Origin of the sequence: Mycobacterium sp. 20KCMC460 (assembly GCF_022179425.1) — a bacterium.
GTDB classification, from domain to species: Bacteria; Actinomycetota; Actinomycetes; order Mycobacteriales; family Mycobacteriaceae; genus Mycobacterium; species Mycobacterium kiyosense.
Map to the genome: position 1 here is coordinate 217779 of NZ_AP025525.1, position 23812 is coordinate 241590.

A 23812-nucleotide genomic window follows, 5' to 3' on the forward strand; every position below is an offset into this window, starting at 1 on the left:
ACTACCGTGTGACTCTCGAAATAGAGCGATGGTCAACGGCCACCGACGGAACCACGTTTGGCGCGCTAGTCGCGGCGGTCAGCATGCCCCTGTGGGCTTCCCGGGCACCAAATCTGTACCGATGCTCCGCCACCAATCCGCTTGACGATGGTGAAGGCGGCGAACGTGCAACCACTATCCAGTGGCATAGGTAGACGCTCCTAACGTGTGCCGCATTGCCGACCCTGCACAGGTGGATGGTCTGAATGTTCGGGGAGATCAAGCGGGGGGAGGACAGCGGAGCGCGGAACGGGCGGCCCAACTCTTCCAGCGCGGCCGCCAGCTGGTCCCTCTGCGACGGCGGCCCCTGTAGTGCCGGGCCGGGGCCTGGGGCCGCCGCCGAATCCGTTTTCGCGCGAAGGAACTTTGCCTGCGGCCGGCGATTTGGGGGCAGATGGGCGCTGACCGGCTGAGTGTTGCCGCCCATTGCTGACACGGGATGCGACCGCGGCCACGGCGACGACTTCGGGTGCCACGGCGGCGGCCGCAGCAGCGGCTTCGGGGGCTACGGCAGTTGCGTCGCCGCCGCCGGCGTCTGCGCTGGCGGCAGGCTCGGACGGCCGGTCAGCGGGTTGGGTGCGCCGGCCTGTGGCCGGTGGGCGCCCGCCGGGGGGGCGGCCGTCGACGGGGTTGCCGGTGAGGGGTGGATCGTCGGGGTCGTCGCCGGTGGTGTCCGCCTTTGTGGACAGCGATGTGCGGGGCAGGAGTCGAGTGAGATCGCGGGTGCGGTCTGCGCGGTCACGGCCGCGTTCATACCCTTGGCGGGCTTCGCGGCCGAGTGCGGTGACGAGGTGGGTGATGTCGTGGCGGGTGTGGTCGCCGAGTTCGCGTTTGAGCCACCAGAGTCCGCCGATCGCCACAGCGGAGATGAGGGCGATCATGACCAGGCGGGCCAGGGGATGGGTCATGCCGACTTGGTCGGCGTAGCCTCCGCGTGCAGCCATTTTGAGGACGATCACTGCGGCGATGGAGACGTAGGTGGTGTAGGCGAAGACAAGCACCGCGTGTTTGAAAAACAGCGTCAGGCGCCGCAGGGCACGCTGTCGTGGCCGGCCGTGGATCATGGCGGGTGCGGCGGCGACGACAGCGAGAAGCGCGTTGATGAATGCGGCGCAGCAGACCATCACGTAGCTGTAGGTGACGTAGAAGACGAACAGGGTGAACGCCGCGCCCAGCAGGAGGTAGAACGCGCCGAGGGCGAGGTTGGCGCCGTCGAGCTGCTGAGCGAAGGCCAGCGCTTGTTGGGCGCCGCAGCTGCCCATTGCGTGGGCGGGGCCGTCTGGTTTACCGCTGAGGATGGCCGCGGTGTAGGCGTTGCCGCAGCTGCCGATGTCGTCAACGGGAGTTCCGAAGTTCATCAGTTGCAGGGGCATTCGCAATGTGGCATCGGCGATGAGGCCGGTGAGGTGCTGTAGTTGGGCACTGGTGCCGCCGCCGGTGACGGGGCCGTTGTTGGCGAATGCTTGGGCGATCTGGAATCCGAGGCCCCGTGCTCGGCCGAGCAGCCCGTTTTCGTTGTAGAGCTCGGTGAGTGGATCTCTGGTGAGAACGAGGCCGAGGATGCCGATGATGAAGGTGGACAACATAATTCCGGAGCCGTGGCCTTTGCGGCCGTGCCAGAGGATGTGGTAGGCGCCTACGGCTAGCCCGGCAAGCATGCACAGGGGGAATACCCACAGGTCGGTGAGTAGGGCTCGGATGATGTCGAAGAGGGGTCGAAACCAGGTGGCAAGCCAGTACAGCCAGGTGTTGGACATGGCGAACCGCATCAGCCAGAGGGCCGTGGTGATCATGAAGATGTACAGCGCTGCCTCGAGTTGGAGCAGCTGGACGATGCTTTGGTGCGTGAGCCCGGTGGTGACGGCGTTGGCCAGCCAGCGTGTCCAGCTGGTGGGGTCCGCGGTCAGTTCGGGTCCGGCTTTGGTGAGCGCTTCGCTGGTGGAGACGACCGAGAGGTAGTAGTTGCCGACCGGTACTGCGTGGCTGTCGGCGACGCCGGTCCAGTTCAGTGCGCCGGCCAGGGTGGAGGCCGCCGCCGTCGGGGCGGCCACGACCGACCAGGTGGCCAGCAGGTGCGTGGTGAACCATAGCGTGCAGATGCGGCGCAGTCGAGGCCTGGTGGCCAGGTGGTAGCCGAGGTGCTCCGCTGCACGTTGGGCGAATGTTGTTGGGTGCGTGGGGTTCATGCGGCTCGTCCGGGTGTGGTGTCGTAGGCGTCGTGGATGGCTGCGTCGGGTTCGGCGGCGACCCTGATGGGTGATTTGCGGCGGAATTCGTCGACGAAGAAGCCGTAGCCTTTCCGGTCGCTTCGGTCCGGGGTTCCCGAGGTGTCGGCGTCGTCGAATCCGGTGGGGTCGCGCATCTCGTCGGTGCTGGGTTGGGCGAGGAAGAATTCTTCGATGTCGCCGTAGTCGTCGGCGCGGATGCCGACTTTGGCGGCGACTTGGCGTGCGAGGTCTTCGTTTTCGAACGGCATGATGAGTTGTTGGGTGATGAATTGGTCGCCCATGAGGGCCAGGTCGGCGATGGGGTCTTGGGTGATGATCAACAAACCGGTGTAGTGCTTGCGAGCGCGGCGGCTGATCAGGTGCGCGTCGTCGGCGCCGGCCCGGGAGTTCAGGAGGGCGGCGGCTTCCTCGATGACGATGAGCCCGAAGCGTTGTGTGTTGGCGAAGAAGGTGACTCGGGCCAGGCGTACCAGCATGCCGTAGATGGCCACCGAGGCGCGTTTGCGGTCTGAGAGGCGTTCGTAGAGGTGCGGGGTGGCCATTTCCTCAGCGCTGGGTAGGTCGAGACTGCCGGTGAGCCAGACGGTGACGTCGAGATTGGCGAGGTCGGGAACGGGCAGTGTGTCATCGAAGATGGCTCTGGTGAACTCGTAGGTGGCCCAGGATTTGAGCGCGGCCAGGATGGGGGCGAGGTCGGTGGCGAGTTGGGCGACCTGCGGTGGCCGGTGGTCGGGTCCGCCCGGAGCTTGGATGGCGGCGATGTAGGTCATCAGCGCGGTGGTGCTGGTAAGGCCGAATCTTTTGCGGGCTGAGGGTTCAAGTAGGGTGCGCAGCCGCTGCACGCTGGTGGTGCGGGGGTCGATTCCCATCATGGGCACCATGTAGTCGAGCCAGTATCCGCCGGCGATGTCGTCGGGGAAGGTGCGAAGCGGATCGCAGCTGTATTGGTTGCCGGCCATGTCGATGACGGCTGTGTTGGTGACGTCGGCTAGCGCGGTTTCCCATTCGGTGCCGGGGTCGACGATGAATGCTTGTGCGCCGCGCTGGATTTCGGCGCGGGTGATGCGTTTGGCGGCGTAGGACTTGCCGTAACCGAGGGCTCCGCTGCACACCAGGCATGGGTTGCGGTTGCGTCGGGCAGTGCCGGGCAAGTCGAGCAGGACTGCGCTGCGTAGTGCGTTGTTGGTGTTGAAGCCCAGCAGGGTCCCGGTGGTGTTGCCGACCATGGATGAGGTGAAGGGGACGAACCGCGACCATTTCTTGGTGGTGGTGGGTTGAGCGAATTGGTCGACGGCGGTCTTGTGGTTGGGTGCGCCCGGGTTGAAGGCGGCCCAGAGCCGGGTTTGGGCGCCGTGGTAGTGGCGGATGGCGATTTGTCCGGATTGGGTGAGTTCCTCACGCAGCCGTTTGACGCTGTAGTCGAGGGTTTGCGGGTCAGGAGCCCCGACGGCGATGAGGAATGCGGCTTCAACGGGGCGTTCGTCGATGTTGGCCGACAGTTGGCGGTTGTATTCGGCGAGCTGGCGGGCGGTGGCGATGAGTTCGGCGTCACCGTTGCGGACGTCGCGGCGCTGGGTGAACTGGTCGTCGATGTTGCCTTTGGCCCGGTCGTTGCGCACGAATTCCATTTCGCGGCTTCGTGCGACGAGGTTGAGGGCGAAGTCAAAGGTGGCTCCGGTGTCGAGGTCGTCGAGGGCTTGGAGGAATTCGGAGCCGGGGAAGACGATGCCGGCTTTGGGCATATCCACGACGGGCAGGATCGCCTGGTAGCTGTCGGGGTAGAGGCCGTCGGGGCTGAAGATCCGCAGGGTTTTGCTCCAGGAGGGGATTCGGCGAATCCCGAGGTTCCAGGCCGCCGTGAGCAGCCCGCTCAGGCCCGCGGCGAGCAGCGCGGGCGCAACGGCTCCCGCGGCGGCGGCGAGGACTGCGGCGAACGCCAGGATTGCGGCCAGGGTGCGCAGTGGCAGGGCCCGCCCGGCGCCGTGCTGCTGGTCACCTTCGTCGAAGTCGGCCGGCGGTAAGCAGCCGCCGACACCCGCTGAGGTGTTGCGGTGGCGTGGCAGCGGGTCGTTGAACACACCGCGCCAGGCGTTGTGCCGCCAAAACCAGTCGATCATGTCTTCGCTGGCCGGTGTTGGGGTGAATTCTTCGGGTAGGGCGGTGATGATGTCGTGGGCCAGGCGCTGGTATGCGGCAACGGAATTGTCGGAGTCTTTGTCGCGACCGATCATCCAGTCGCGCAGCTTGGCGGCGTGACCGGCCGGGCTGTGCCCGGCGCGGCCGGCGTCGACAGGTAGTGCCAGCCAGTAGATACGGGTGCGGGGTTGCTGGCCGGCGATGACAGGGGCCATCTGGCGGCAGGCCTGGACCCAGTCGTGTTTGTCGCGGTGACCGTGCAGCATCGCACCCAGCAGTTGGCGCTGGTTCTGCGGAACACAGAGGCCGTAAACCCAGGTACCGGCGGGGATTTCGCGGGCAAGCACCTGGTGGCGGTCAGCGACGCCGATGCGGCGTTTGGTGGATTGCAGATAGTAGGGCAGTCCGCTGATCAGGTAGTGGGCGTAGACGCCGTGGGCGGTGAAGCTCACGTTGGAGGTGATGCGGGTCGGCGGTGCGAGCAGGGAGTGGTCGGTGCTGGATGATTGCACCGGCCGAAGCACCTGCCACCAGCTGCGCAGCCGGAAGCGCAGGGTGGGTCGCCCGCGCGGGATCAGGGCCGCTATCCCGGCCGCGGCGCCGCTGAGCAGCGCCCCGCAGATCAGGGTTGCGCGGGCATGTCCGGATTCCAGCGTGAGCACGGTGAGCACAATGGTCAGGCCACCGCCTCCGTAGAGGCTGACAGCCACCCAGAGGCGGAGGGGCTTTCGGAAAAGGATGTCGGTGTAGACGGGTGTGTCGTGAACACCTTTGAAGATCTGTGCTGACTCAGCCATGTGAATCCCTTTGACAATCCGTGATGTTGGACACGAACGCGGGCCGCAGGGGCCGGCCCGCGCGGGTGGGGCGTCGCGAGGGGCCGGGGTTACATCCCGAATTGCCCGGTAGTGATGCCGGTGCGGTCAACGGTGCGCTTGCTGGAGATGTAGATGGCGTAGCCGGAACCGACGACGACGGCGACGATGACGCTGGTCAGCGCCCAGGCGACGGTTTGGCCGATGCGTCCTCCGAAAAATGCTGCGGCGGCGCGTATTCCGCCGGCAAGCAGGATGAAGATGACGAGGACCGCTACCCCGATCGTGTAGAGGGATCGGCTGCCCGAGACCAGATCGGCGGCGGCGAGCAGCGTGGGGGTGGATGTGGCGAAATACATGGGAGTTGCCCTTCGTGTGCGTGGATTTCAGAGTTGGGTCGGGTCCGGTGGCTATCGGGGTGCCGCGGGGGTGGGGAGGACGGGGGTCAGTTCGGCGTTGTCGGCCAGAAGTGGTGCGTAGTCCAGCGCGGAGACCGTCCATCGCCCGCTGGTGACGGTGAGCGAGATGGGGTAGTCCAGTTGCCGGGGTGCGAATTGGCTGGTGACTGCGTTGACGGCGGCCAGCACGTGCAGGGTGGTGCCCTCTGCCGGCACGTCGTGGTCGGGTGCGTTGTGGTTGGCGCTCAGGCGGGTCAGTTGAACGGATCGATAGTCGGCGGCGGGCAGCAGCCCAGAGTCGGGGGTGACGTAGCGTTCGAGGCCGCCGGCGGCGGTGAGGTAGCTGGTGAGGAATCCCGCGACGGTGCTGAACGCGGGGGAGGTGTCGGGCAGGGTGGCGGGGTAGGCCAGGGGGGCATCGGCACCGGCCCCCGGGCCGTTGACGCGGGCGGGCAGGGCGCTGGCGCGTACTCCATAGCTGCTGTAGACGACGGGCAGCCGGTAGTAGGTGGTGTGCGGGGTGGCGGCCTGGTAGGGCCGCTCGGACACCGACACGACGACGCTCCATTGCTGGGCTGTGCCGGTGTCGCCGATGAGGGTAACCGCTGATACGGCAGGAGAATTCACGACGACGGCGGGGGTGGTGGGCAGCCGCAGGGGGTCGCGCAGGGTCCAGCAGTCGTGCAGTGACTGCTGGTCGGATTGGGTGGCGGTGAGCCAGCGTGTGACGCAGTCCTGGGCGTAGGAGCCGATCAGGGCGGTGCGGTTGACAGCGGTGCGGGCCGGGCCGGCGACGTCGACGGGGCTGTCGAAGATCGCGCCCCAAATGGTGGCGATCGCCACCACGCTGCAGGAACCGATGCCGGTGATCAGTGCGCCGCGCCGAAGCAGGGCGCTGCTGCGGTCCAGGCGTGTGCGCCAGGTGTTGGTCAGCATGGGGGAGCCCTTTACTGGGGTGGGTGGCCGAAGATTTTGACCGACGACACCGCGAACGTGTGGTCGGCGGGGTCGGTGCGGGATGGGTCGGCGGGCAGGCCGGGCAGGACGGCGGTGGTGGTGGGTGCCGGCTCAGCAGGGCTGGGTGTCGGCCCGAGAATGTCGCCGAAAAGCCCACCGCCGCCGTGGTCGGGGTGAGGGGCTGAGCTGGGGGCCGGATCAGTGGCGGCGCGGCCGGTCTCCTGGATGAGCACGATGATTCGGGACGCAAGGACGCCGCGCCCCGGCAGTGCCTGGGGAGCGTCACCGTGCACGCCGTGGGTCTCTTGCGGGATGACTGTGGGTGGGCTGTCGTTGAAACTCCACTGCACCCGTTTGACGACGAGGTGCTGCAGCCACTGGTCGGCGCCGGAAGCGTCGGTGCCGACCCAGCCGGGGGTCAGCGAGACGCCGGTGATGACCATGGTGCGTCCCAGGTTGAGCACCAGGTGCTGGCCGACGGTGGCGCCGTGCACACACACCCATGCCTGGGTGGGATCGGTGCCGGCAACCGATTGGGCGGCACTGGATCCGGCCAGGCAACCGACGGCGGTGGCGGTGTAGGGGATTGGCGCGTCTTGACCGCCGGCGCTGGGCCCGGTGCTGGTGGTGGGCGCGGCCACGACGCTGACCTGGGTACTGGGACGGGTCGGGTGGTCTTGGTCGTCGGTATGGGGGCTGTGGCGCATCGCCAGCAGCACCCCGCTGACCACCAGTGTGGTCACCAGGGTCGCCGCAGCAAACCCAACAGCGATGGCCTTGTTGTAGCGGGGTGACTCGGCGTCGGGTTCCTCGCCCGCCGCGGCGGCGGCAGGATCGAGGGCGACGGCATCGGGAGGGGGGTTGTCATCGTGGTCACCGGTGTCGACGTGACCGGCTTGGCTGCCCGGCTCATCCGAGGAGTCGGGTTGAGCTCCGTCCGCAGCGGTCGATGCCCCCTCATGGGCGTCTGCGTGGTGTTCGTGGACCCGGCCTTCGGCGTCGCCGCCCGGTTCACCGGCCCGGGGGTGCGGGTCAGGAAGGCCGGGTGCGTCGAGTTCCACCGGCGGGGCGTCGCGGCCGTCGGGGTCCCCCGGCAGAGCGTGCAGGTCGTCGAGCTTGTCCGGTAGGGCGTCGAGTTCGCCTCCACCTTCGTGTCCGACGAGTGAACCGTCCTTGTCGTTGATCCACTCTTGGGTGTGACACCAGAGCCGCTCGGGGTCGTCGGCGGTGCCGCTCACGGAGAGGTCCGCCGAGATGTCAGGGGCCTGGGATGGTCGCAGCGGCGAACCGGCGCGCCGGACGTCGCATGCGCGGGAGGTGACGAGCGCGCGCCCGCCCGGGGGGAGTGCGTCAGGGGGGTGCAGCGGAGCGGCTCACGTCGCCGTGGCGGGCGGCTGCGGTATCGGCGGTTCGGCCACGCTCCGGGGATATTGGCCGCCGCGAGCAACGCGTTGACGGCGGTGCGCCGCGCGACCAACAGTGCGGCTTTCACCGCAGTATTAAGGCGTTGCATTACCCTGCGCAGGAACGCCCCGATAATCACTGGCATGATCCCAACCTCCTTACCTCGGGTCAGCTTAAAGGGCGGCATAACGAATATTCGACGGCCGTAGCGAAATAACTTGACCGATTGTTACCGTCATTGGCGTGGACCCAATACCAACGGACGGTATGAAGCGGTTGTTCTTTTTCGTGGAGGACCGCCTGGCGCAACTGCGCTGGACCCGGGACGACCTCGCCTGCGCGGGTGGCCCGGCCCCGTCGACGCTGCGTAAAGCCGGTCAGCGTGGCGGCGGCCTGACTGCGCGGACACTGGCACGCCTGGACTTCGCCCTCGGCTGGCAGGAGGGGTCAGCGCAGCGGGCGTTGCTGGGCAACAGCCCCTCTGTCCGCATATCTGAGCAGTTCAGCGCGTATTCATCCACGATTGATGCCGCGATGCGTGAAGCGGAATGCGAGGGAACGAGGCGCTGCGCGACGGAGTTGAAAAACTTCTTATTGGACGTCGCACAACGGTTGGGCGACTTCTACACTGATTCAGTAGAGCCGGTTAGGGACAGCGCTGATGCCGGTTGTTGCTGACACGTTCGACGAGGTCCGCCGTAAGTGGATCGCCCGTCATCAACACACTTTCATATTTCAGAAAAGGCGCGCGGAACTGTTGGCGCGCCAAATACGTGACCGCGACACGATAGCGAGCGGCGCGCGCGATGATCCCGCCGATGATGATGTTATTCATCCGTGGTTTATGCGGCCCGTTAAAACGCCTTACGCAATGCTGGACTGGGCCATTTTCATGACGGCAGGCGTGTTGGCGCCGGCGGGCTGGGTGCTTGGCAAATCGCTGTCGAAAACGGTGGTTCAGCTAATCCCTGGTGAACTGCGCTCGTACCCCATCGCCGCGTTCATGTGGTCGGCGGCCGTCGTCGGATTGCCGGTGCCGGCGTTGGTGATGCTGATCGGGCCCAGCGCATCCCTGGATGAGGCGGTGGGGATCCCGTGGCTGCTGGCCCAGATTCCCGCTGCCCTCCTCACCGCAGGTCTCTACGGCATTTTGGAGGGGTGGCTGGCCGTCGACGGGGCCCGGGACTGGTGGCCGATGCGTCCACCGGGCAAGGCCGATGAAGTCGATTTCGGCTTCGAGGCCGACGACCTGACCGGCCCCGGGATTTTCCCGACGCGCTACGACCCACTGGGTGATCCCACCCCGATCAGAAAGGCATAGTGATGGCCCCACGGCCCATCGCCCCGTATTGCGGCTTTGTCCGCAGCGATGACGAACGGCTGGTGCTGGCCGACGCACCCGCACACGTGCTGGTCTCAGCCCCCACCGAGACGGGCAAGACGACCGGAGTCCTGGCGCCGGCGGCGGTGCTGTGGGGCGGGCCCGCGGTGTGCGTGTCGTCGAAAGATGACCTCATGTGGCTTGTCGGGCAACGCCGTTGGGGACCAAAGCAAGTCATCGATCCGCGGCCCGACTATTCACCGTTGTACCCCGGCGACGTCGAGGCCCGCTCGTTCGATCCGACCGCACTGATCACTACTGCGGATCAAGCTGTGACCGCGGCCAACACGATGATGCAGATGTCGGCGGTAGGACTGGGGTCGGGCGTCGATCAGGTCTCCGATGGGGGGGTGTGGGAGGCCAATACGGAAGCACCCCTGGCCGCGATGCTGTACGCGGCATCACCATGCGGAAACGGCAAAGGGATCGAGTGGGTACTGCTGGCGGTCGACAACGTCCGCCAGGATGACCAACACCCAGATGCCCCCGGCTGGCATAGCGCCGCAAGGCGAGTGGCCGACCAGCCGTTGTTTCGGAATGCGCTGCTGCGGACACTGGACATGGATCCCAAGCAGCGCGACAGCATCGCCTTGACCATGCGCAAGGCCGTGACGCCGTGGATGAGGTTGGGGCTGCGGGGAATAACCGCTCCCACGTTCGACGAGTCGTTCCTGTGTCAGCCGGATGCGACCCTGTACATCTTGACCTCCCCTGAAGGCGCCATCGCCGGGGCGGCGGTGACCCTGCTGGAACACCTGGTGCACAGCTGGCGCGGCAAGACGGCCCGCAAGGAAATGCTGCACCGCCTACTGATCCTCATCGACGAGGCCGCGAACGTGGCACCCATGCCGGCCCTGCGTCGCCACGTCTCCGAGGGCCGCGGCCTGGGGGTCAATCTGCTGCTGTCGGTGCAGGCGTCGAGCCAATTCGACACCGTGTACGGAACCAGCTACGCGCGCGAGCTACGCGACACTTTCCCCGCCGCGCTGATCATGTACGGGGCCGCGGAGATGGACATGCTGCAACGCGCCGAGCAGTGGTCACGGCAAACCACGCGCCGCCAGGAGACCTTCGATCAGGCCAGCGGTTCTAAGACGTTGTCATCGCATCTGAGCAGCAGCCTGGACTACCGGCGACTGCTGCCGTCAAACCAGGGATACGCGCGGCTGCTGCGGCGGGGGACGGCCGGTGTGATCACAGAGCTACCGGACTGGGGAACTTTCGTAGAGCGGTACGACGGCGCGGTCAAGAGGCTGCTATGCCAACCGGAGCTTCGAGAGCGCGAGCCAAAAAGCCTGTGGGAATGGGTCGCCCAGCGGCATCGCCGCGCAACGGCAGCGATGGGCCGTTGAATGGAGGCCGCACAACTTCGCGCTGAGCTCTTGGCGGTCCTGGCCACCGCTGAGGGGCCACTCACCACGACTGATGCACGGATGGCGGTCGCCGACAAGCTTGATAGGCAGGACCGTCCGGTGGTGGCCGAGCAGGTCTACCACGCCTTCATGGTTCTGCGCCGCCGCGGCGTGGTGCGCCGCGTCGATGAACGCTCAAGCCGGCGAGCGCGGTGGGAGTTGGCGGTGCTGTTCGGCGACACACTGCCCGGTGTCCCGCCGCGCCCACCGATATCGGCTGAACAGTGAGCGGTGTTGCCACCGAACAGATCGTCGCGGGACTGCGGCGGCGAGGTGTCGATGCACGCACATTCGTCGATGCCGACGAGTCAGGGGGTCAGGGCCACCGCGGCGCGGCCGTACACGGGATCTGCGTCTTGGGTTGGCGATATCCGAACGACCGTTCGGAATTCACCGACCGGCCGCCACGGCTGATTGAGCCTGACGAGCACGACCCTTCCGGACGCTGGATCTGGGACGACATCTTGAGCGTTTGCTGCCAGCCCGCGGCCGCGGTATCTGATCAGGTCCAGGTGGTTGTGGGGCGGGTCGCAGAACTGCTTGCTGCGGGCTCCAATCAACCTTGCTCGCAATGCTTTGCGGATTTCTGGGCCTGGGATGCGTTGTGTCGGGACAGCGCACAGGCACCCGATCGATGGTACCGACAATGGTGTGACCATTTGTTTGCCGAGTTGCGTCCTGAAGAGGCTCGGGCGGGCTACACGCCGGACACCGCGCGGTTCGCAGATCACATGTGCAGTCCGCGGGCAGTCGTGCAGTGCGTCGACACAGTAGGGTGCGTGACGTTCATCTGCGAACCGACTTTTCCACCTGGGCACAGATCGGGCATACCTCAGATCCGGTCGACTGGCCTGCCCTCGTCGCCGAGATGCATCAACACCTGGGCTGGGACAACCAACGGCTCGACAGTGAGCACGGGGCCGGTTCCAGCGGCGTACTTCGACGCGTCCAATCCGAACCGCCTCTCGAAGTCACACTCAGCGTGGGACCAGACGGGCGCATATTGGTGTCCCCGACCGCCTGTCGCTGTGTCAGCAGCCCATCACGCAGGAGAGCAGAATAGTGACTAATTCCCGTCGATTCCCTTGGCTCAGTGGACTTATCGCGGCGATCACCATCGCTGTCTGGCTGGTCTACGAGGTCATCGGTGATGCGATAGCAGTGATCGGCAGCAGCATCGACATCCACCGCGGCGGTGTGAGATGAACGTGGGCAGAAACGCAACTGGGGTCGGTCTGCTGCACGAACTGGTGACAGTTTGACCTGACCCACCGCTTAAGTTCCAGATTTGGTGACCAACTGACGGCCTGTACGAAAGGCTGACCGTCATGCCCCTCCCCTATCCGGCAGACTTCCGTGCCCGTGCGATCGCGTTTGTACCCGCCGGCAAGCCGCAGAAGCAGACCGCCGACGATCTGGGTATCCACCCGGTCACGTTGTCGACGTGGATCAAACAGGACGACATCGACCGTGGTGTGCGTCCAGGAGTATCTACGAGCGAATCCGCGGAACTGCGGGCCGCTCGGCGGCGGATCAACGAGTTGGAGACCGAGCTGGCCATCGTGCGCCAGGCCGCCACGTTTTTGGGTGAGGACAAGCCCCGCCCAAAAGGATCTACCCGGTGATCGACCGTCGCGTCGACGCCGGGGCACCGGTAGACCGCTGCTGCAAAGTCCTTGGGATCAGCCGACAGAACTACTACAAGCACAAACGCACACCCACCACCGCTCGGCAGTTGCGGCGCCACTGGCTGACTGGACTGATCCGTGAGATCCACGTCGCCTCCCGGGGCACCTACGGGTATCGCCGCGTCCACGCCGAACTCACCTTGGGCATGGGAGTCACGGTGTGTTCTCGCACCGTGTCGGTCCTGATGACGCAGGCCGGCATCTACGGCCTGCCCGGACCAGTACGCGTCAAACGCCTCCGCGGGGTGGTCACCGCCGATGATCTGGTCAACCGCAAGTTCCACCGACTGGCTCCAAATGAGTTGTGGGTCACCGACATCACTCAGCACCGTACTCGCGAAGGGTGGCTGTACTGCTGCGCGGTTCTCGATGCGTTCAGCCGCCGGATCGTGGGCTGGTCGATGGATTCACGTGCAGACTCCACGTTAGTAGTCAACGCATTGGATATGGCCATCCGCAACCGTCGCCCGGCCATTGGGGCAATTGTGCATGCCGATCACGGAACCCAGTTCACCTCTTGGGTTTTCGGCGAGAAGATCCGCGCGGCTGGACTTGCGCCGTCTTTCGGCACGATCGGCGACGGACTGGACAACGCCATGATGGAGAGCTTCTGGTCCTCGATGCAGATCGAGCTGCTCGACCGAAAGAAGTGGAAGACCCGCGTCGAGTTGGCCAACGCGATCTTCGACTACCTCGAAATCTTCCACAACCGCCGACGGCGCCACTCCGCGCTGGGCTACCGCACCCCGGTCGAATACGAACTATCCTTCACCAACAACACCCTGACCGCCGTCAGTTAGTCACGGAAAATGGAACCCAAAAGATGGGTCAGGCCAGTTTCAGTTACGCGGCACCTGTCCCGCTCACGACGCGAGCCGTGGGCGGCCGTACGTCCTGACGTGGGAACACCTGCGTATCCGTTCTCCGCGTCGGCGCGTTGATATGCAGTCGCCCAGCAATCGTGGTCAGCCGCTAAACGTCAAATCAGCAAGCCGCACGCCCAGCGCAGCCGCAACAGACTTCAACACGGGTGGCGAGAGCGACTCGCGGTTAGCCGGGATCGTAAGCGGTTGCTTGCCAACATGTTTGAGTCGAATATGTGAACACTTGCCTCGCCCCGGATCGATTTTCCATCCCTGATCTTCCAGGTGGCGGATGGCCTTTCGGCTACTTACTGAAGGAAGGGCGGGCGTGTGGCCGATCCAGGGGAGGATCGGCTTCTGGCCTGTCGGCACGAGCACATGGGTGATGCGCTGGCAGTCGAACAGACCGCGGCACAGATGAGGGGTTAAGTTCCACTCTCTGGCCGCGCGCTTGGGTGCGGCGGCAGCTTCGTGCACTTGGCTCATCAGCGTGCGTCCGGCTGGGACCAACGGGCTTGTTATATGTCCCAAAAGTGTCCGCGACGGCGCCGAGGGCGGGGTCGACGCGGATTTCTCGGCAGCGGATGCCTTGGGTCTGCGGTTTCCGAGTCCTGACATGGTGGCCTCGGCGGCGGCACTGTTTGAGCCGGCGCAGCCGTGGGCTGCCGGCTGGGAGTGGAACCGGAGTCCGGGCCGGTTCCGGATCACTATTGGCCCTGGCGTCGTTCGGCTGGGCTGGACCAGGCCCGTTCGTGCGGAGAAGGCATCTGAGCGGACCGTCGATCGGCGCCGGCTCGATGTAGCTAACGAGGAAGATCGTTTGAAGGCCGGCCGGGACGTGTCCGATCCGCCTGGGCGGACGATTACCGAATGGTCCCGCAAGTCACGTGCTGCAATGTGCCGCACCTTCGCCGAGCTGGACTACACGCCGCTGGTGGAGAGCGGCCGCGTGCCTGCAATGGTCACGCTGACCTACCCCGGTGAGTGGGAGTCCGTTGCTCCTGACGGGGCCAGCGTGAAGCGGCACATGGTCTTGTGGCGCAAACGATTTCAACGCGAGTGGGGCGAACCGGCACGGTACTTATGGAAGCTCGAATTCCAACGCCGCGGCGCACCACACATCACTTATGGATGGCTCCCCCGCACGGCGCTGGCAGGTCAGGGCGCAGGTTCCGAGACTGGCTATCCCAGGAATGGGCTGACATAGTCGCGCATTCCGACCCGGAACAACGCGCTCGACACATATATGCCGGCACCGCGATCGACGTCCTCAATGGATTGCGAGCCTGCGATCCGAAACGCCTGGCGATCTACTTCACAAAACATTCATCACCGAATCAGCAGGGTGACAAGGAATATCAACACATCGTCCCCAACGCCTGGCGCCAAACGGGCAAAGGTCCCGGTCGGTTCGGGGGGCGCACGGCCTGAAACGTGCAACGGTTGTCACTGAGATGACAAAGGAGGCCTATGTAACGGCGCGCCGGACTCTGCGGCGGTGGTCGCGCAACCAGACCGTCTACCGTGACCCCAACCAGCGTTTCCCGACCAGCGTCATTCCCAGGACGGCGAGCTTGCAAGGGGAACGGGTCGAGGCGTCCACGGGTCGCATTACCTGGAGACGAGTCCGCCGGCGGCGGGTTTTCTGCAATCAAGGCGGCCTGAACGGCGGTTACCTTCTCCTCAACGATGGCCCCGCTTTCGCGACCCAGCTTGCGGCGGCGGTCCGAAGTTCTCCCCCTGGGCGAGACCCAGCAGCCAACGCAACGTAAACGCCTACGTCGCTCAGCAACAAACACGCGCCCGCGAGGACGCGACTCAAGCGCATTGGCTAGGTCGCGATTCCGTTCGAACTCTTCCCCTCCGCCCAGGCCTGCTGGAGTAGTGTGCTCTCAAACCCTGACACCGGAACTGTCGCGTGTAGAGGGTCACGCGGTGAGGGGTCTGGCGTTGTTTGATTGGTGTTGGCGTACCCACGTTTGGGCTGCCATTTGGGTTGCGTCCCAAGGGGACCCGAGTGGCGGGGTGTAGGACAAGTCGAGGTTGCTGAGGCTGTCGACGGACATGCCATGGAAAAGGGCGGTGGCGTAGGTGTCGACGCGTTTGGCGATTTCGGCGCTACGGTGTCCGACGAGTTGCGCGCCGAGGAGCCGACCGCTGTGTTGGTCGCCGGTGATGCGGATGTGAACCGGAGTTGCGCCTGGGTAGTAGGCCTTGTGGTCGTCGGGGTTTGATTGGCTGCTCACGGGAGCCCACTCGCGGTTGGCGGCGAGCGCTTCGTGTTCGCGGAGACCGGTGCGCGCGGCGACGACGTCGAAGACCTTGACAACCTGGGTGCCCAAGCTGCCGGCGAAGCGGGCCTGTCCTCCAAGCGCGTTTTCTCCGGCCACGCGACCTTGCTTGTGAGCAGTGGTGCCCAGCGGCAGCCAGGTAATACCGAGGAGTCGGTGGTGGGTGTGCGCGCAGTCTCCGGCCGCGAAAACGTCAGGCAGGTTAGTGCGCATGGCTTCGTCGACAACAATGGCGCCCTTGACGCCGAGCTGGGCGCCTGCGTCGGCGGCAAGTCCGGTGTCGGGCCGGACCCCAACCACGACCAGGACGAAATCAGCTGTCCGCGAGATAAATTCGCCATCGCAGCTGGCGGTGACAGTCACTGCGCCGGTGTCGACGCGGGTAATGGCGGAAACGGTGGTGTTGGTGAGGACTTCCACACCATTACTCTCGAGTTCCGCGTGCACGAGAGCCCCAAGTTCCCGGTCGACGGTGGGCAGCACTTCGGGCAACGCTTCAATCTGGGTGACACGGATGCCACGAGTGGTTAGAGCTTCTGCCATTTCCAGCCCGATGTAGCCGGCACCGACGATCACCGCAGTGGCAGGGTTGCGCCGCTGCAGGAAGTCCATGACTGAGAAGGTGTCCCCCATTGAGTGCAGCAAGTGCACCCCATCGGCGGGCCTCAGCGCATCGGAGCCGCTGATGCCGGGCATGGATGGGCGAGCACTAATTGCCCCGGTGCCCACGATCAGGGCATCGTAGGACAGCTGCTCTTGAACGCCGTTTGGATTCAGGACGTCGAGAATATGGTCCTCGACGTTGATCCTCACTGCGCGGGTATCCGTAAGCACTCGCATGCCCGTGGCGGCCAGATCAGCGGCGGTGCGATGGGCCAGGCTGGTCCAGTGAGCGACTTCTCCGGAGACGTAGTAGGGGATACCGCAGATGGAGTAGTTGGGATAGACGTCGGCGACGACCACGGTGACATCGGTGGTGGGGTCGAGCTCGCGGGCGCGCAACGCCGCGCTGATGCCAGCATCGCTGCCGCCGACGGCGACGATATGACGCACGGCCATAAGGGGTTTGGCTCCTGTTGTGTCGGGGCGCCGAGGTGCAGCGATGCGCCACAGCACTTGTGAGGTCTTAGCGGATGGCGTTGGCGGCGCTGAGCACCTTCGGCTGAAACTGTTCTGGCAGCGGGAAGTATCCGTAGTCCTCTAGATCGGCCTGGCCCGGCCCGAGAGCGGATTGCAGAAATGCCCGCACCGCCATCGCGGTCTGAGTGTCACCGTATTTTGAGCACACCAGTTCGTAGCTCGCCAGCATGATCGGATATGCGCCGGTCTGGGTGGGCTCGTAAAACGACGAGATGTTCAACACTATGTTGTTGCCCTGACCGGCGATCGTGGCACTGGTGATGGCCTTGCCGACTGTTTCGCGGTTGATGGCTACTGGATCTGGCCCGGCCGAGGTCACGATTCTGGCTGCGAAGAGCCGCTGCTGCTGCGCGAACGACCATTCGTTGTAGGTGATCGCGCCTTCGGTGTTCCTCACCATGGCAGATGTGCCCTCGTTGCCTGGGGCGCTTTGGCCGGTTCCGCCGTTAAAAATCTTGCCGCTGCCCTTGCCCCACGCGCCGCCTGAGGCAGCGTCGAGGTAGAGCTGGAAGTTGTCGGTGGTGCCTGAAGCGTCGCTGCGGTACATCACGCGGATGGGTTCGGAGGGCATCTCCTCGCCGTTGAGTGCCTTAATCGCCGGGTCGTCCCAGCGGGTGATCTGGCCGTTGAAGATCTTGGCCAGCGTTCGGGCGTCGAGCACCAGCCGGTCAACGGCTTGCAGGTTGTAGGTGATCGCCAACGGGCCGAACACCACGGGCAGATTCCAGGCATCCGAGCCGCACCGCTCTTTGGCCTTGGCGTACTCGTCTCCGGCGAGGGGCGAATCGGAGCCACCGAAATCGGTTTGTCCTGATAAGAATTCGCTCACCCCGGCACCCGATCCGTTCGATGTGTAGGTGAGTGTCTGCCCGGGACAGGCTTGTTGATAGGCGTTGATAAACCGCGTCATTGCGTTGGCCTGTGCGGTCGAGCCACTGGCCTTTAGCGTTTGTTTGCCACCGCACTCCACTTTCGCCCCGGTGGCATAGGAGGGTGTGACCCGTTCTCTGGCGCAGCCGGCGAAAACCAGCCCGGAGGCCGCCAGCAAGCTGAGTGCGGCCACAGACAACTTCATTGGACTGCGCATGGTTGTTACCTCCGGTGGTAGATGCAATGCGCCACTGGTACGCGAAATGGGCTCGGCTGCTAGCGGGGGTCGAGGCAGGGTGCCAGGTGATCGATACGCACGGTCAGCTCATCAAGGGCTCGGTCGAAGGCAGCAGAGCGGCCGGTACGCACCGGGTCAGGGATGGACCAATGCAGGCGCCTGCTGTCGGCAGGCAGTTCTTCGTGGGCGTTATCGCAGACCGCAATGACCACATCGGTGGGCTTGACAACGTTGTCCAGATGGCGCGGGGTGTGCGGGCGCATCGGCAGATTGCGGCGCGCCGCGGCGGCTAACGCCTTCGGGTGTACTTCAGCCGCAGGATGAGTGCCGGCCGAGGTGGCTGGCAGCGAGCTGCGCCGATTCCACACTGCAACCGCCAACTGGCTCCGCGCCGAATTGTGGGTGCAGACAAACACCACCCGCTTCGCGTGCCATGCGGTCGAGGGCACCAGCAGGTCAAGTGACTCCGGGATCAACTGCAGATAGCTACGGCGGCGATCTCCTTCGGAACGGACGCGGCGCACGACGCCTGCGCCCTCAAGCACCCCTAAATGGTGGGCGATCAGACTGGACGATATTGACAGCGCGGTTTGGAGCTCCGACGGAGATGCGTCGGCGAGCAGCAACCGATCCACGATGATCAACCGACCCGGGTCAGCGAGAGCGGCATGTATCTGAACCCGCCGTGTTGAGTCCGGAGATAGCTTAATAGTCATTGAGTCAATTCCTACTGAGCTATCCAGACTGGGTCAAGGCCAAACTTGGATTCGTGGATACCTTTGTTTGTCGTTCACGCAGAAGACGATTGACGTTAACGAAGCCCCAGCGCGCACGGCCCATGTCTTGGGAGAGTCGCGAAGACAAGCGGCCCGCAGCTATCTCGTTGGCCTGAGGTAAAAGTTCGGTGCATGTATCGAAGCCGTAGTGACCGACCCTTCCCGCTGCGCATTTGCCACATCACCCAGCGGCCATACTGAGAGTCTGCATACCCCTGCACCGAACATCCATTTGCGTTGGAATTCGATCTTTGTCAATATCGATCTATGTCGAAGCAAGGGCCCGGTTCCTGTCCGGTGGTCCCACTGGTGTCCGAGCCGTTGAGCATGGCCGCGGCGGTGGATCTGGCGGTAAAGTTCAAGGCACTCGCCGATCCGGTGCGGTTGCGGTTGCTTAGTTCGGTGGCCAGTCACGCCGGTGGTGAGGCCTGCGTGTGTGACGTCTCCGCGGGCGTGGATGTGTCGCAGCCGACGGTGTCACATCACTTGAAGGTGTTGCGGGATGCCGGCTTGTTGACCTCTCAGCGCCGGGCATCGTGGGTGTATTACGCGGTGGTTCCTGAGGCGCTCGCGGTTTTGTCGACGTTGCTGATTGCGGGCGGCGATTCGGCTGCGGCGGTAGGGGTTTCGGCATGACCGACACTGTGAACGCCGACGCGCATGTGACCGACAGGCTGTCCACGCTGGATCGATTCCTGCCGGTGTGGATCGGTTTGGCGATGGCCGCGGGCCTGTTACTGGGCCGCTGGATTCCGGGGCTGAACACAGCGTTGGAGAAGGTGCAGGTCGACGGGATCTCCCTGCCGATTGCACTGGGCCTGCTGATCATGATGTACCCGGTCCTGGCCAAGGTGCGCTATGACCGCCTCGACGCCGTGACCGGGGACCGCAAGTTGCTGCTCAGTTCGCTCGTGTTGAACTGGGTGCTGGGTCCGGCGCTGATGTTCGCCCTGGCCTGGCTGATGTTGCCGGACCTGCCGGAGTACCGCACAGGGCTGATCATCGTCGGGTTGGCCCGGTGCATCGCGATGGTGATCATCTGGAACGACCTGGCCTGCGGGGACCGGGAGGCCGCCGCGGTCCTGGTGGCGTTGAACTCGTTGTTCCAGGTGCTAATGTTCGCGGTGCTTGGGTGGTTCTACCTGTCGGTGCTGCCGGGCTGGCTGGGGTTGGAGCAGTCGGGGATCTCGACCTCGCCGTGGCAGATCGCCAAGTCGGTGTTGATCTTCCTGGGCATCCCCCTGCTGGCCGGCTACCTGTCGCGGCGGATTGGGGAGAAGACCAAGGGCCGCCAGTGGTACGAGACCGTGTTCCTGCCCAAAGTCGGCCCGTGGGCGCTCTATGGCCTGCTGTTCACGATCGTGATTCTCTTTGCGCTCCAAGGTGATCAGATCACCAACCGACCCTGGGACGTGGCCCGTATAGCACTGCCGCTGCTGGCCTACTTCGCGATCATGTGGGGTGGAGGATTCCTGCTCGGCGCCGCCCTGAGGTTGGGGTACGCCCGAACCACCACCCTGGCGTTCACCGCCGCGGGTAACAACTTCGAACTCGCGATCGCGGTGGCCATCGCCACCTTCGGCGCCGCCTCCGGCCAGGCCTTGGCCGGGGTGGTCGGCCCGCTAATCGAAGTGCCGGTCTTGGTCGCCTTGGTCTATGTCTCGCTGGCGCTGCGTCGCCGATTCCCGGCGACCGGCCGGAATTGATGTCTTTCCGCGTCACACCCCCATAGAAAGGGTTCTCTACGACATGGCTTCTCGCCCGAGTGTGTTGTTCGTCTGCATCCACAATGCCGGCCGTTCCCAGATGGCCACCGGCTTCCTGCGGTCGCTGGCCGGGGAGGCCATCGAGGTCCGTTCCGCGGGCAGCGATCCGGGCGAGCGGGTGAACCCGGCAGCGGTGGAGGCGATGGCCGAGGTGGGCATCGACATTTCCGACCAGACACCGAAACTGCTGACCCACGAGGCGGTCGAGACTTCAGATGTGGTGATCACGATGGGCTGCGGCGACGCATGCCCGGTCTTTCCCGGGATCAGCTACCGGGACTGGGCCCTCGAGGACCCGGCCGGCAAGGGTGTCGATGCGGTGCGTCCGATCCGCGACGAGATCAAGACCCGGGTGCAGGCGCTGGCCGCCGAGCTCCTGCCCGTTAGCTCATCCGGCCACCCGCAGGGATGACGACGCCGAAAGTGCTGTTCGTCTGTAGGTCGAATAGCGGCAAGTCCCAGATGGCTGCGGGGTTGATGCGCCAGTTGGTCGGTGACCGTATCGAGGTGTATTCGGCGGGCACCGACCCGGGTACCGCGCTCAACGCGCTTTCGGCGGAGTCGCTGCGGGAGGTGGGCGCCGACATCAACGCCGAATATCCCAAGCCGATCGACCCCGCACTGGTCCGCGTCGTCGATGTGGTGGTCGTCCTCGGTCGTCAGGCTCTTGTCGAGCCGGTAGCGGGCACGCGATTTGAGACCTGGTACACCGACGAGCCTTCTGAGCGGGGGATCGACGGGATTGAGCGGATGCGGCTGATCCGCGACGACATCGCCGCCCGCGTCGAGACGCTGGCCCACGAACTGAATCCGGCTGTTGCCCAATCTGATGAGGAGATCTGATGAGCAAGATAGAGGTATTCGAGCCCGCCCTGTGTTGTGCCACCGGGGTGTGCGGGGAGGATGTCGACCAGCAGTTGGTGATCTTTTCCGCGGACATGGATTTCATCCGCAGCCAGGGCGGTGACATCACCCGCTACAACCTGGCCAGCGAGCCACAGGCCTTTGCCGACAACGAGTCCGCCAAGGCCTTTCTGCATGTGTCCGGTTCGGCCGGGCTGCCTCTGGTGCTTGTCGACGGTGTCACTGCGATGTCAGGCCGCTACCCGGACCGGACCCAACTGAGCACGTGGGCGGGGCTGCAGGCGGCAGCGGCTCCCGCCGGCGGCGGGTTGGGCATCACCGCGACCGGCTCTGAGGGCGGCTGCTGCGGCGGCGCGGCTTCGAGCTGCTGCTAGCCCCTGAACAGCACAATGCCTGTGCTGGTGGACTTTTGGGCGCCCTGGTGTGGGCAGTTCAAGATGGTGGCCCCGGTGCTCGAAGACATCGCCAATGAGAGGGCTGGGGTGATGACGGTGGCCAAGGTCAACGTCGACGCCAACCCGGCCAGCGCCCCCGAGTTCCAGTTGATCTCCATCCCCACGCTGGTCATGTTCACGGACGGCAAGCCCTCACCCGGATCGTCGGGGCCAAGAGTGAGGCTGCCCTGCTCACAGCGATCGCCGACGTCGTCCAGGTCTTGGGCGATCAACTAACGCAAAGGAATTCGTATACTGTGATGAAGTTCCTCGTCGATCCGCCGCGCTTTTTGTTCTTCACCGGCAAAGGCGGCGTTGGTAAGACCTCCGTCGCATGTGCCACCGCGATCACCTTGGCCGGCCTCGGAAAGAAGGTGCTGCTGGTGAGCACCGATCCCGCCTCCAATGTCGGGCAGGTGTTCGGGTTGACGATCGGCAACACCATCACCGACATCCCCGACGTTGCGGGGCTGGCGGCGTTGGAGATCGACCCCGACCAAGCCGCGCAGGCCTACCGGGAACGCATTGTCGGACCGCTCCGCGGGCTCCTACCCGAAGCCGAGTTGGCTTCTATCACCGAACAGCTCTCGGGGTCGTGCACCACCGAAATCGCCTCGTTCAACGAGTTCACCGAACTGCTCACCGACTCCGAAGGCCGCATCGGTCAGTACGACCACGCCCTATTCGACACCGCCCCCACCGGGCACACCATCCGGCTGCTGCAACTACCCGGGTCCTGGACGGACTTTCTCAACGAAGGCAAGGGCGACGCGTCCTGCCTGGGGCCGCTGGCCGGCCTGGAAAAGCAACGCACCGTCTACTCCGCCGCGGTCGAGGCGCTGGCCGACCAGCAGCGCACCCGCCTGGTCCTGGTCGCCCGCGCCCAAACCTCGACCCTGACCGAGATCACCCGCACCCAACGAGAATTGGCCACGATCGGGCTGACGCACCAATACGTGGTGATAAACGGGGTCCTGCCCGCACCCGCCGATGACAGCGACCCGCTGGCCTCGGCCATCTACCGCCGCGAACAAAAGGCCATCGCCGCCCTGCCCGACGAACTACGTGTCCTGCCCCAGGACCAGGTGGAACTCAAGGCCAGCAACATCGTCGGCATCGACGCCCTGGCCACCCTGTTCACCCCCGACACCGCCACGCCCGTGCAGGCCGATTTGCCCCCGGTCGAGGTGCCCGAGGCACCGTTGGCGGCGCTGGTCGATGAAATTGCCGCAGGCGGCAAGGGATTGATCATGTGCATGGGCAAGGGCGGTGTCGGCAAAACCACCGTCGCCGCCGCGATCGCCGTTGTACTCGCCGAACGCGGCCACCCCGTTCACCTGACCACCACCGACCCGGCCGGGCACCTCACCGACACCCTGCACGGCACACTGAACAACCTGAAGGTGTCCAGCATCGACCCCGCCGAAGCCACCCGCCTTTACCGCGAGCACGTCCTGTCCACCAAAGGCGCCCGCCTCGATGAGCAGGGACGGCTGACGCTCGCCGAAGACCTGCGCTCACCATGCACCGAGGAAGTCGCTGTCTTCCAAGCATTCTCGAAAGTCATCGCTGAATCGCGCCGCCAATTCGTCGTCGTCGACACCGCCCCCACCGGCCACACCGTGCTGCTCCTCGATGCCACCGGCTCCTACCACCGCGAAGTTGCCCGCCAACTCGGCGACCGCCACTTCACCACACCCCTGATGCGGCTACAGGACCCCCAACTCACCAAGGTCATCATCGTGGCCCTGGCCGAAACCACCCCCGTTTTGGAAGCCGCCGGCTTGCAAAGCGAACTCGAACGCGCCCGCATCCACCCCTGGGCATGGGTCATCAACAACTCCCTGGCCGCCGCCCAACCAACCTCACCACTGCTCCGTCGTCGCGCCGCCGCCGAAATCGCTCAAATCACCACCGTGCAAAAGGATTACGCTGACCGGATCGCGGTCGTTCCCCTGCTGGCCGCCGAACCCGTCGGGATCCCCGCACTTACCGCGCTGGCCGGATAGCGGCATTTCCCAGCTGCGTCTGCGGCCGGCAGCGGTCTTTGAGGTGCGCAGCCAATTGGACTGGGCTCCTGTCTCCAGGATCTGAGCGTTGACAGCGGCGCGA

19 protein-coding genes and 4 pseudogenes are annotated in these 23812 nt (G+C 65.0%); 14 read left to right on the forward strand and 9 right to left on the reverse strand.

Going from position 1 to position 23812, the window contains the following annotated elements; genetic code table 11:
- Positions 1-200: 200 nt before the first annotated feature.
- The 5 genes from MKCMC460_RS30115 to MKCMC460_RS30135 form a co-directional block, all read right to left on the reverse strand.
- Positions 201-2225, reverse strand: coding sequence for a hypothetical protein (locus MKCMC460_RS30115; RefSeq protein WP_238306097.1), 2025 nt, complete (start codon positions 2223-2225; stop codon positions 201-203).
- Positions 2222-5200, reverse strand: a complete 2979-nt coding sequence (locus MKCMC460_RS30120) for an ATP-binding protein (RefSeq protein WP_238306098.1) — start codon at positions 5198-5200, stop codon at positions 2222-2224. The genes MKCMC460_RS30115 and MKCMC460_RS30120 overlap by 4 nt, the downstream gene beginning before the upstream one ends.
- Positions 5201-5289: 89 nt before the next feature.
- Positions 5290-5577 (reverse strand): glycosyl transferase family 39, encoded by a 288-nt coding sequence (locus MKCMC460_RS30125; protein WP_238306099.1) that lies wholly within the window; start codon positions 5575-5577, stop codon positions 5290-5292.
- A gap of 51 nt (positions 5578-5628) precedes the next feature.
- Positions 5629-6552: a conjugal transfer protein gene (locus MKCMC460_RS30130; RefSeq protein ID WP_238306100.1), complete on the reverse strand. Its 924-nt coding sequence runs from the start codon at positions 6550-6552 to the stop codon at positions 5629-5631.
- Between the two features lie 11 nt (positions 6553-6563).
- Positions 6564-7811 carry a hypothetical protein gene (locus MKCMC460_RS30135; protein WP_238306101.1) on the reverse strand — a complete coding sequence of 416 codons (1248 nt, stop codon included), beginning with the start codon at positions 7809-7811 and terminating at the stop codon, positions 6564-6566.
- A gap of 433 nt (positions 7812-8244) precedes the next feature.
- Between MKCMC460_RS30135 and MKCMC460_RS30140 the strand changes: the two genes are divergently transcribed.
- The 6 genes and pseudogenes from MKCMC460_RS30140 to MKCMC460_RS30165 all read left to right on the forward strand — a co-directional run bounded on the left by MKCMC460_RS30140 (position 8245) and on the right by MKCMC460_RS30165 (position 13258).
- Positions 8245-8655 carry a hypothetical protein gene (locus MKCMC460_RS30140; RefSeq protein WP_238306102.1) on the forward strand — a complete coding sequence of 137 codons (411 nt, stop codon included), beginning with the start codon at positions 8245-8247 and terminating at the stop codon, positions 8653-8655.
- Positions 8639-9298: a hypothetical protein gene (locus MKCMC460_RS30145; protein WP_238306103.1), complete on the forward strand. Its 660-nt coding sequence runs from the start codon at positions 8639-8641 to the stop codon at positions 9296-9298. The genes MKCMC460_RS30140 and MKCMC460_RS30145 overlap by 17 nt, the downstream gene beginning before the upstream one ends.
- Positions 9299-9300: 2 nt before the next feature.
- A complete protein-coding gene (locus MKCMC460_RS30150) occupies positions 9301-10710 on the forward strand; it encodes a type IV secretory system conjugative DNA transfer family protein (protein WP_238306105.1) in 1410 nt (469 codons plus the stop codon).
- Entirely contained in the window at positions 10711-10998 is a 288-nt protein-coding gene (locus MKCMC460_RS30155; protein WP_238306106.1) for a hypothetical protein, read from the forward strand. It begins immediately after the preceding gene.
- 834 nt (positions 10999-11832) lie between these two features.
- A complete protein-coding gene (locus tag MKCMC460_RS30160) occupies positions 11833-11976 on the forward strand; it encodes a hypothetical protein (protein WP_238306108.1) in 144 nt (47 codons plus the stop codon).
- A 122-nt stretch (positions 11977-12098) separates the two neighbouring features.
- Positions 12099-13258, forward strand: a pseudogene (locus MKCMC460_RS30165) (IS3 family transposase).
- 165 nt (positions 13259-13423) lie between these two features.
- On the opposite strand, the gene MKCMC460_RS30170 reads toward MKCMC460_RS30165, so the two are convergent.
- Positions 13424-13807 (reverse strand): type II toxin-antitoxin system HicA family toxin, encoded by a 384-nt coding sequence (locus MKCMC460_RS30170; RefSeq protein WP_238306109.1) that lies wholly within the window; start codon positions 13805-13807, stop codon positions 13424-13426.
- Positions 13808-13811: 4 nt separating this feature from the next.
- Between MKCMC460_RS30170 and MKCMC460_RS30175 the strand changes: the two are divergent.
- Positions 13812-15093 (forward strand): annotated as a pseudogene (locus tag MKCMC460_RS30175) (hypothetical protein).
- A 156-nt stretch (positions 15094-15249) separates the two neighbouring features.
- On the opposite strand, the gene MKCMC460_RS30180 reads toward MKCMC460_RS30175, so the two are convergent.
- The 3 genes from MKCMC460_RS30180 to MKCMC460_RS30190 form a co-directional block, all read right to left on the reverse strand.
- A complete protein-coding gene (locus tag MKCMC460_RS30180; RefSeq protein WP_238306111.1) occupies positions 15250-16671 on the reverse strand; it encodes an FAD-dependent oxidoreductase in 1422 nt (473 codons plus the stop codon).
- 67 nt (positions 16672-16738) lie between these two features.
- Positions 16739-17827, reverse strand: a complete 1089-nt coding sequence (gene pstS / locus MKCMC460_RS30185) for a phosphate ABC transporter substrate-binding protein PstS (RefSeq protein WP_238306261.1) — start codon at positions 17825-17827, stop codon at positions 16739-16741.
- Between the two features lie 71 nt (positions 17828-17898).
- Positions 17899-18576 (reverse strand): ArsR family transcriptional regulator, encoded by a 678-nt coding sequence (locus MKCMC460_RS30190; protein WP_238306113.1) that lies wholly within the window; start codon positions 18574-18576, stop codon positions 17899-17901.
- Positions 18577-18903: 327 nt separating this feature from the next.
- Between MKCMC460_RS30190 and MKCMC460_RS30195 the strand changes: the two genes are divergently transcribed.
- The 7 genes and pseudogenes from MKCMC460_RS30195 (at position 18904) to arsA (ending at position 23709) form a co-directional block, all read left to right on the forward strand.
- Complete coding sequence (locus tag MKCMC460_RS30195) at positions 18904-19272, forward strand: metalloregulator ArsR/SmtB family transcription factor (protein WP_238306115.1); 369 nt, start codon at positions 18904-18906, stop codon at positions 19270-19272.
- A pseudogene (arsB, locus tag MKCMC460_RS30200) lies at positions 19269-20322 on the forward strand (ACR3 family arsenite efflux transporter); the annotation flags it as partial. The gene MKCMC460_RS30195 and the pseudogene arsB, both read left to right, overlap by 4 nt.
- 63 nt (positions 20323-20385) lie before the next feature.
- The gene (locus MKCMC460_RS30205; RefSeq protein ID WP_238306117.1) at positions 20386-20814 is read left to right on the forward strand and encodes an arsenate reductase ArsC; all 429 of its coding nucleotides are present in this window, start codon (positions 20386-20388) and stop codon (positions 20812-20814) included.
- Positions 20811-21245 carry a low molecular weight phosphatase family protein gene (locus tag MKCMC460_RS30210; protein ID WP_238306118.1) on the forward strand — a complete coding sequence of 145 codons (435 nt, stop codon included), beginning with the start codon at positions 20811-20813 and terminating at the stop codon, positions 21243-21245. The genes MKCMC460_RS30205 and MKCMC460_RS30210 overlap by 4 nt, the downstream gene beginning before the upstream one ends.
- The gene (gene arsD, locus MKCMC460_RS30215; protein ID WP_238306119.1) at positions 21245-21640 is read left to right on the forward strand and encodes an arsenite efflux transporter metallochaperone ArsD; all 396 of its coding nucleotides are present in this window, start codon (positions 21245-21247) and stop codon (positions 21638-21640) included. Before MKCMC460_RS30210 ends, arsD begins: the two co-directional genes overlap by 1 nt.
- 3 nt (positions 21641-21643) lie before the next feature.
- Positions 21644-21915: pseudogene (gene trxA / locus MKCMC460_RS30220) on the forward strand (thioredoxin); the annotation flags it as partial.
- A gap of 45 nt (positions 21916-21960) precedes the next feature.
- On the forward strand, positions 21961-23709 hold the full coding sequence (gene arsA, locus MKCMC460_RS30225; RefSeq protein WP_238306262.1) for an arsenical pump-driving ATPase: 1749 nt from the start codon (positions 21961-21963) through the stop codon (positions 23707-23709).
- Positions 23710-23812: the final 103 nt, after the last annotated feature.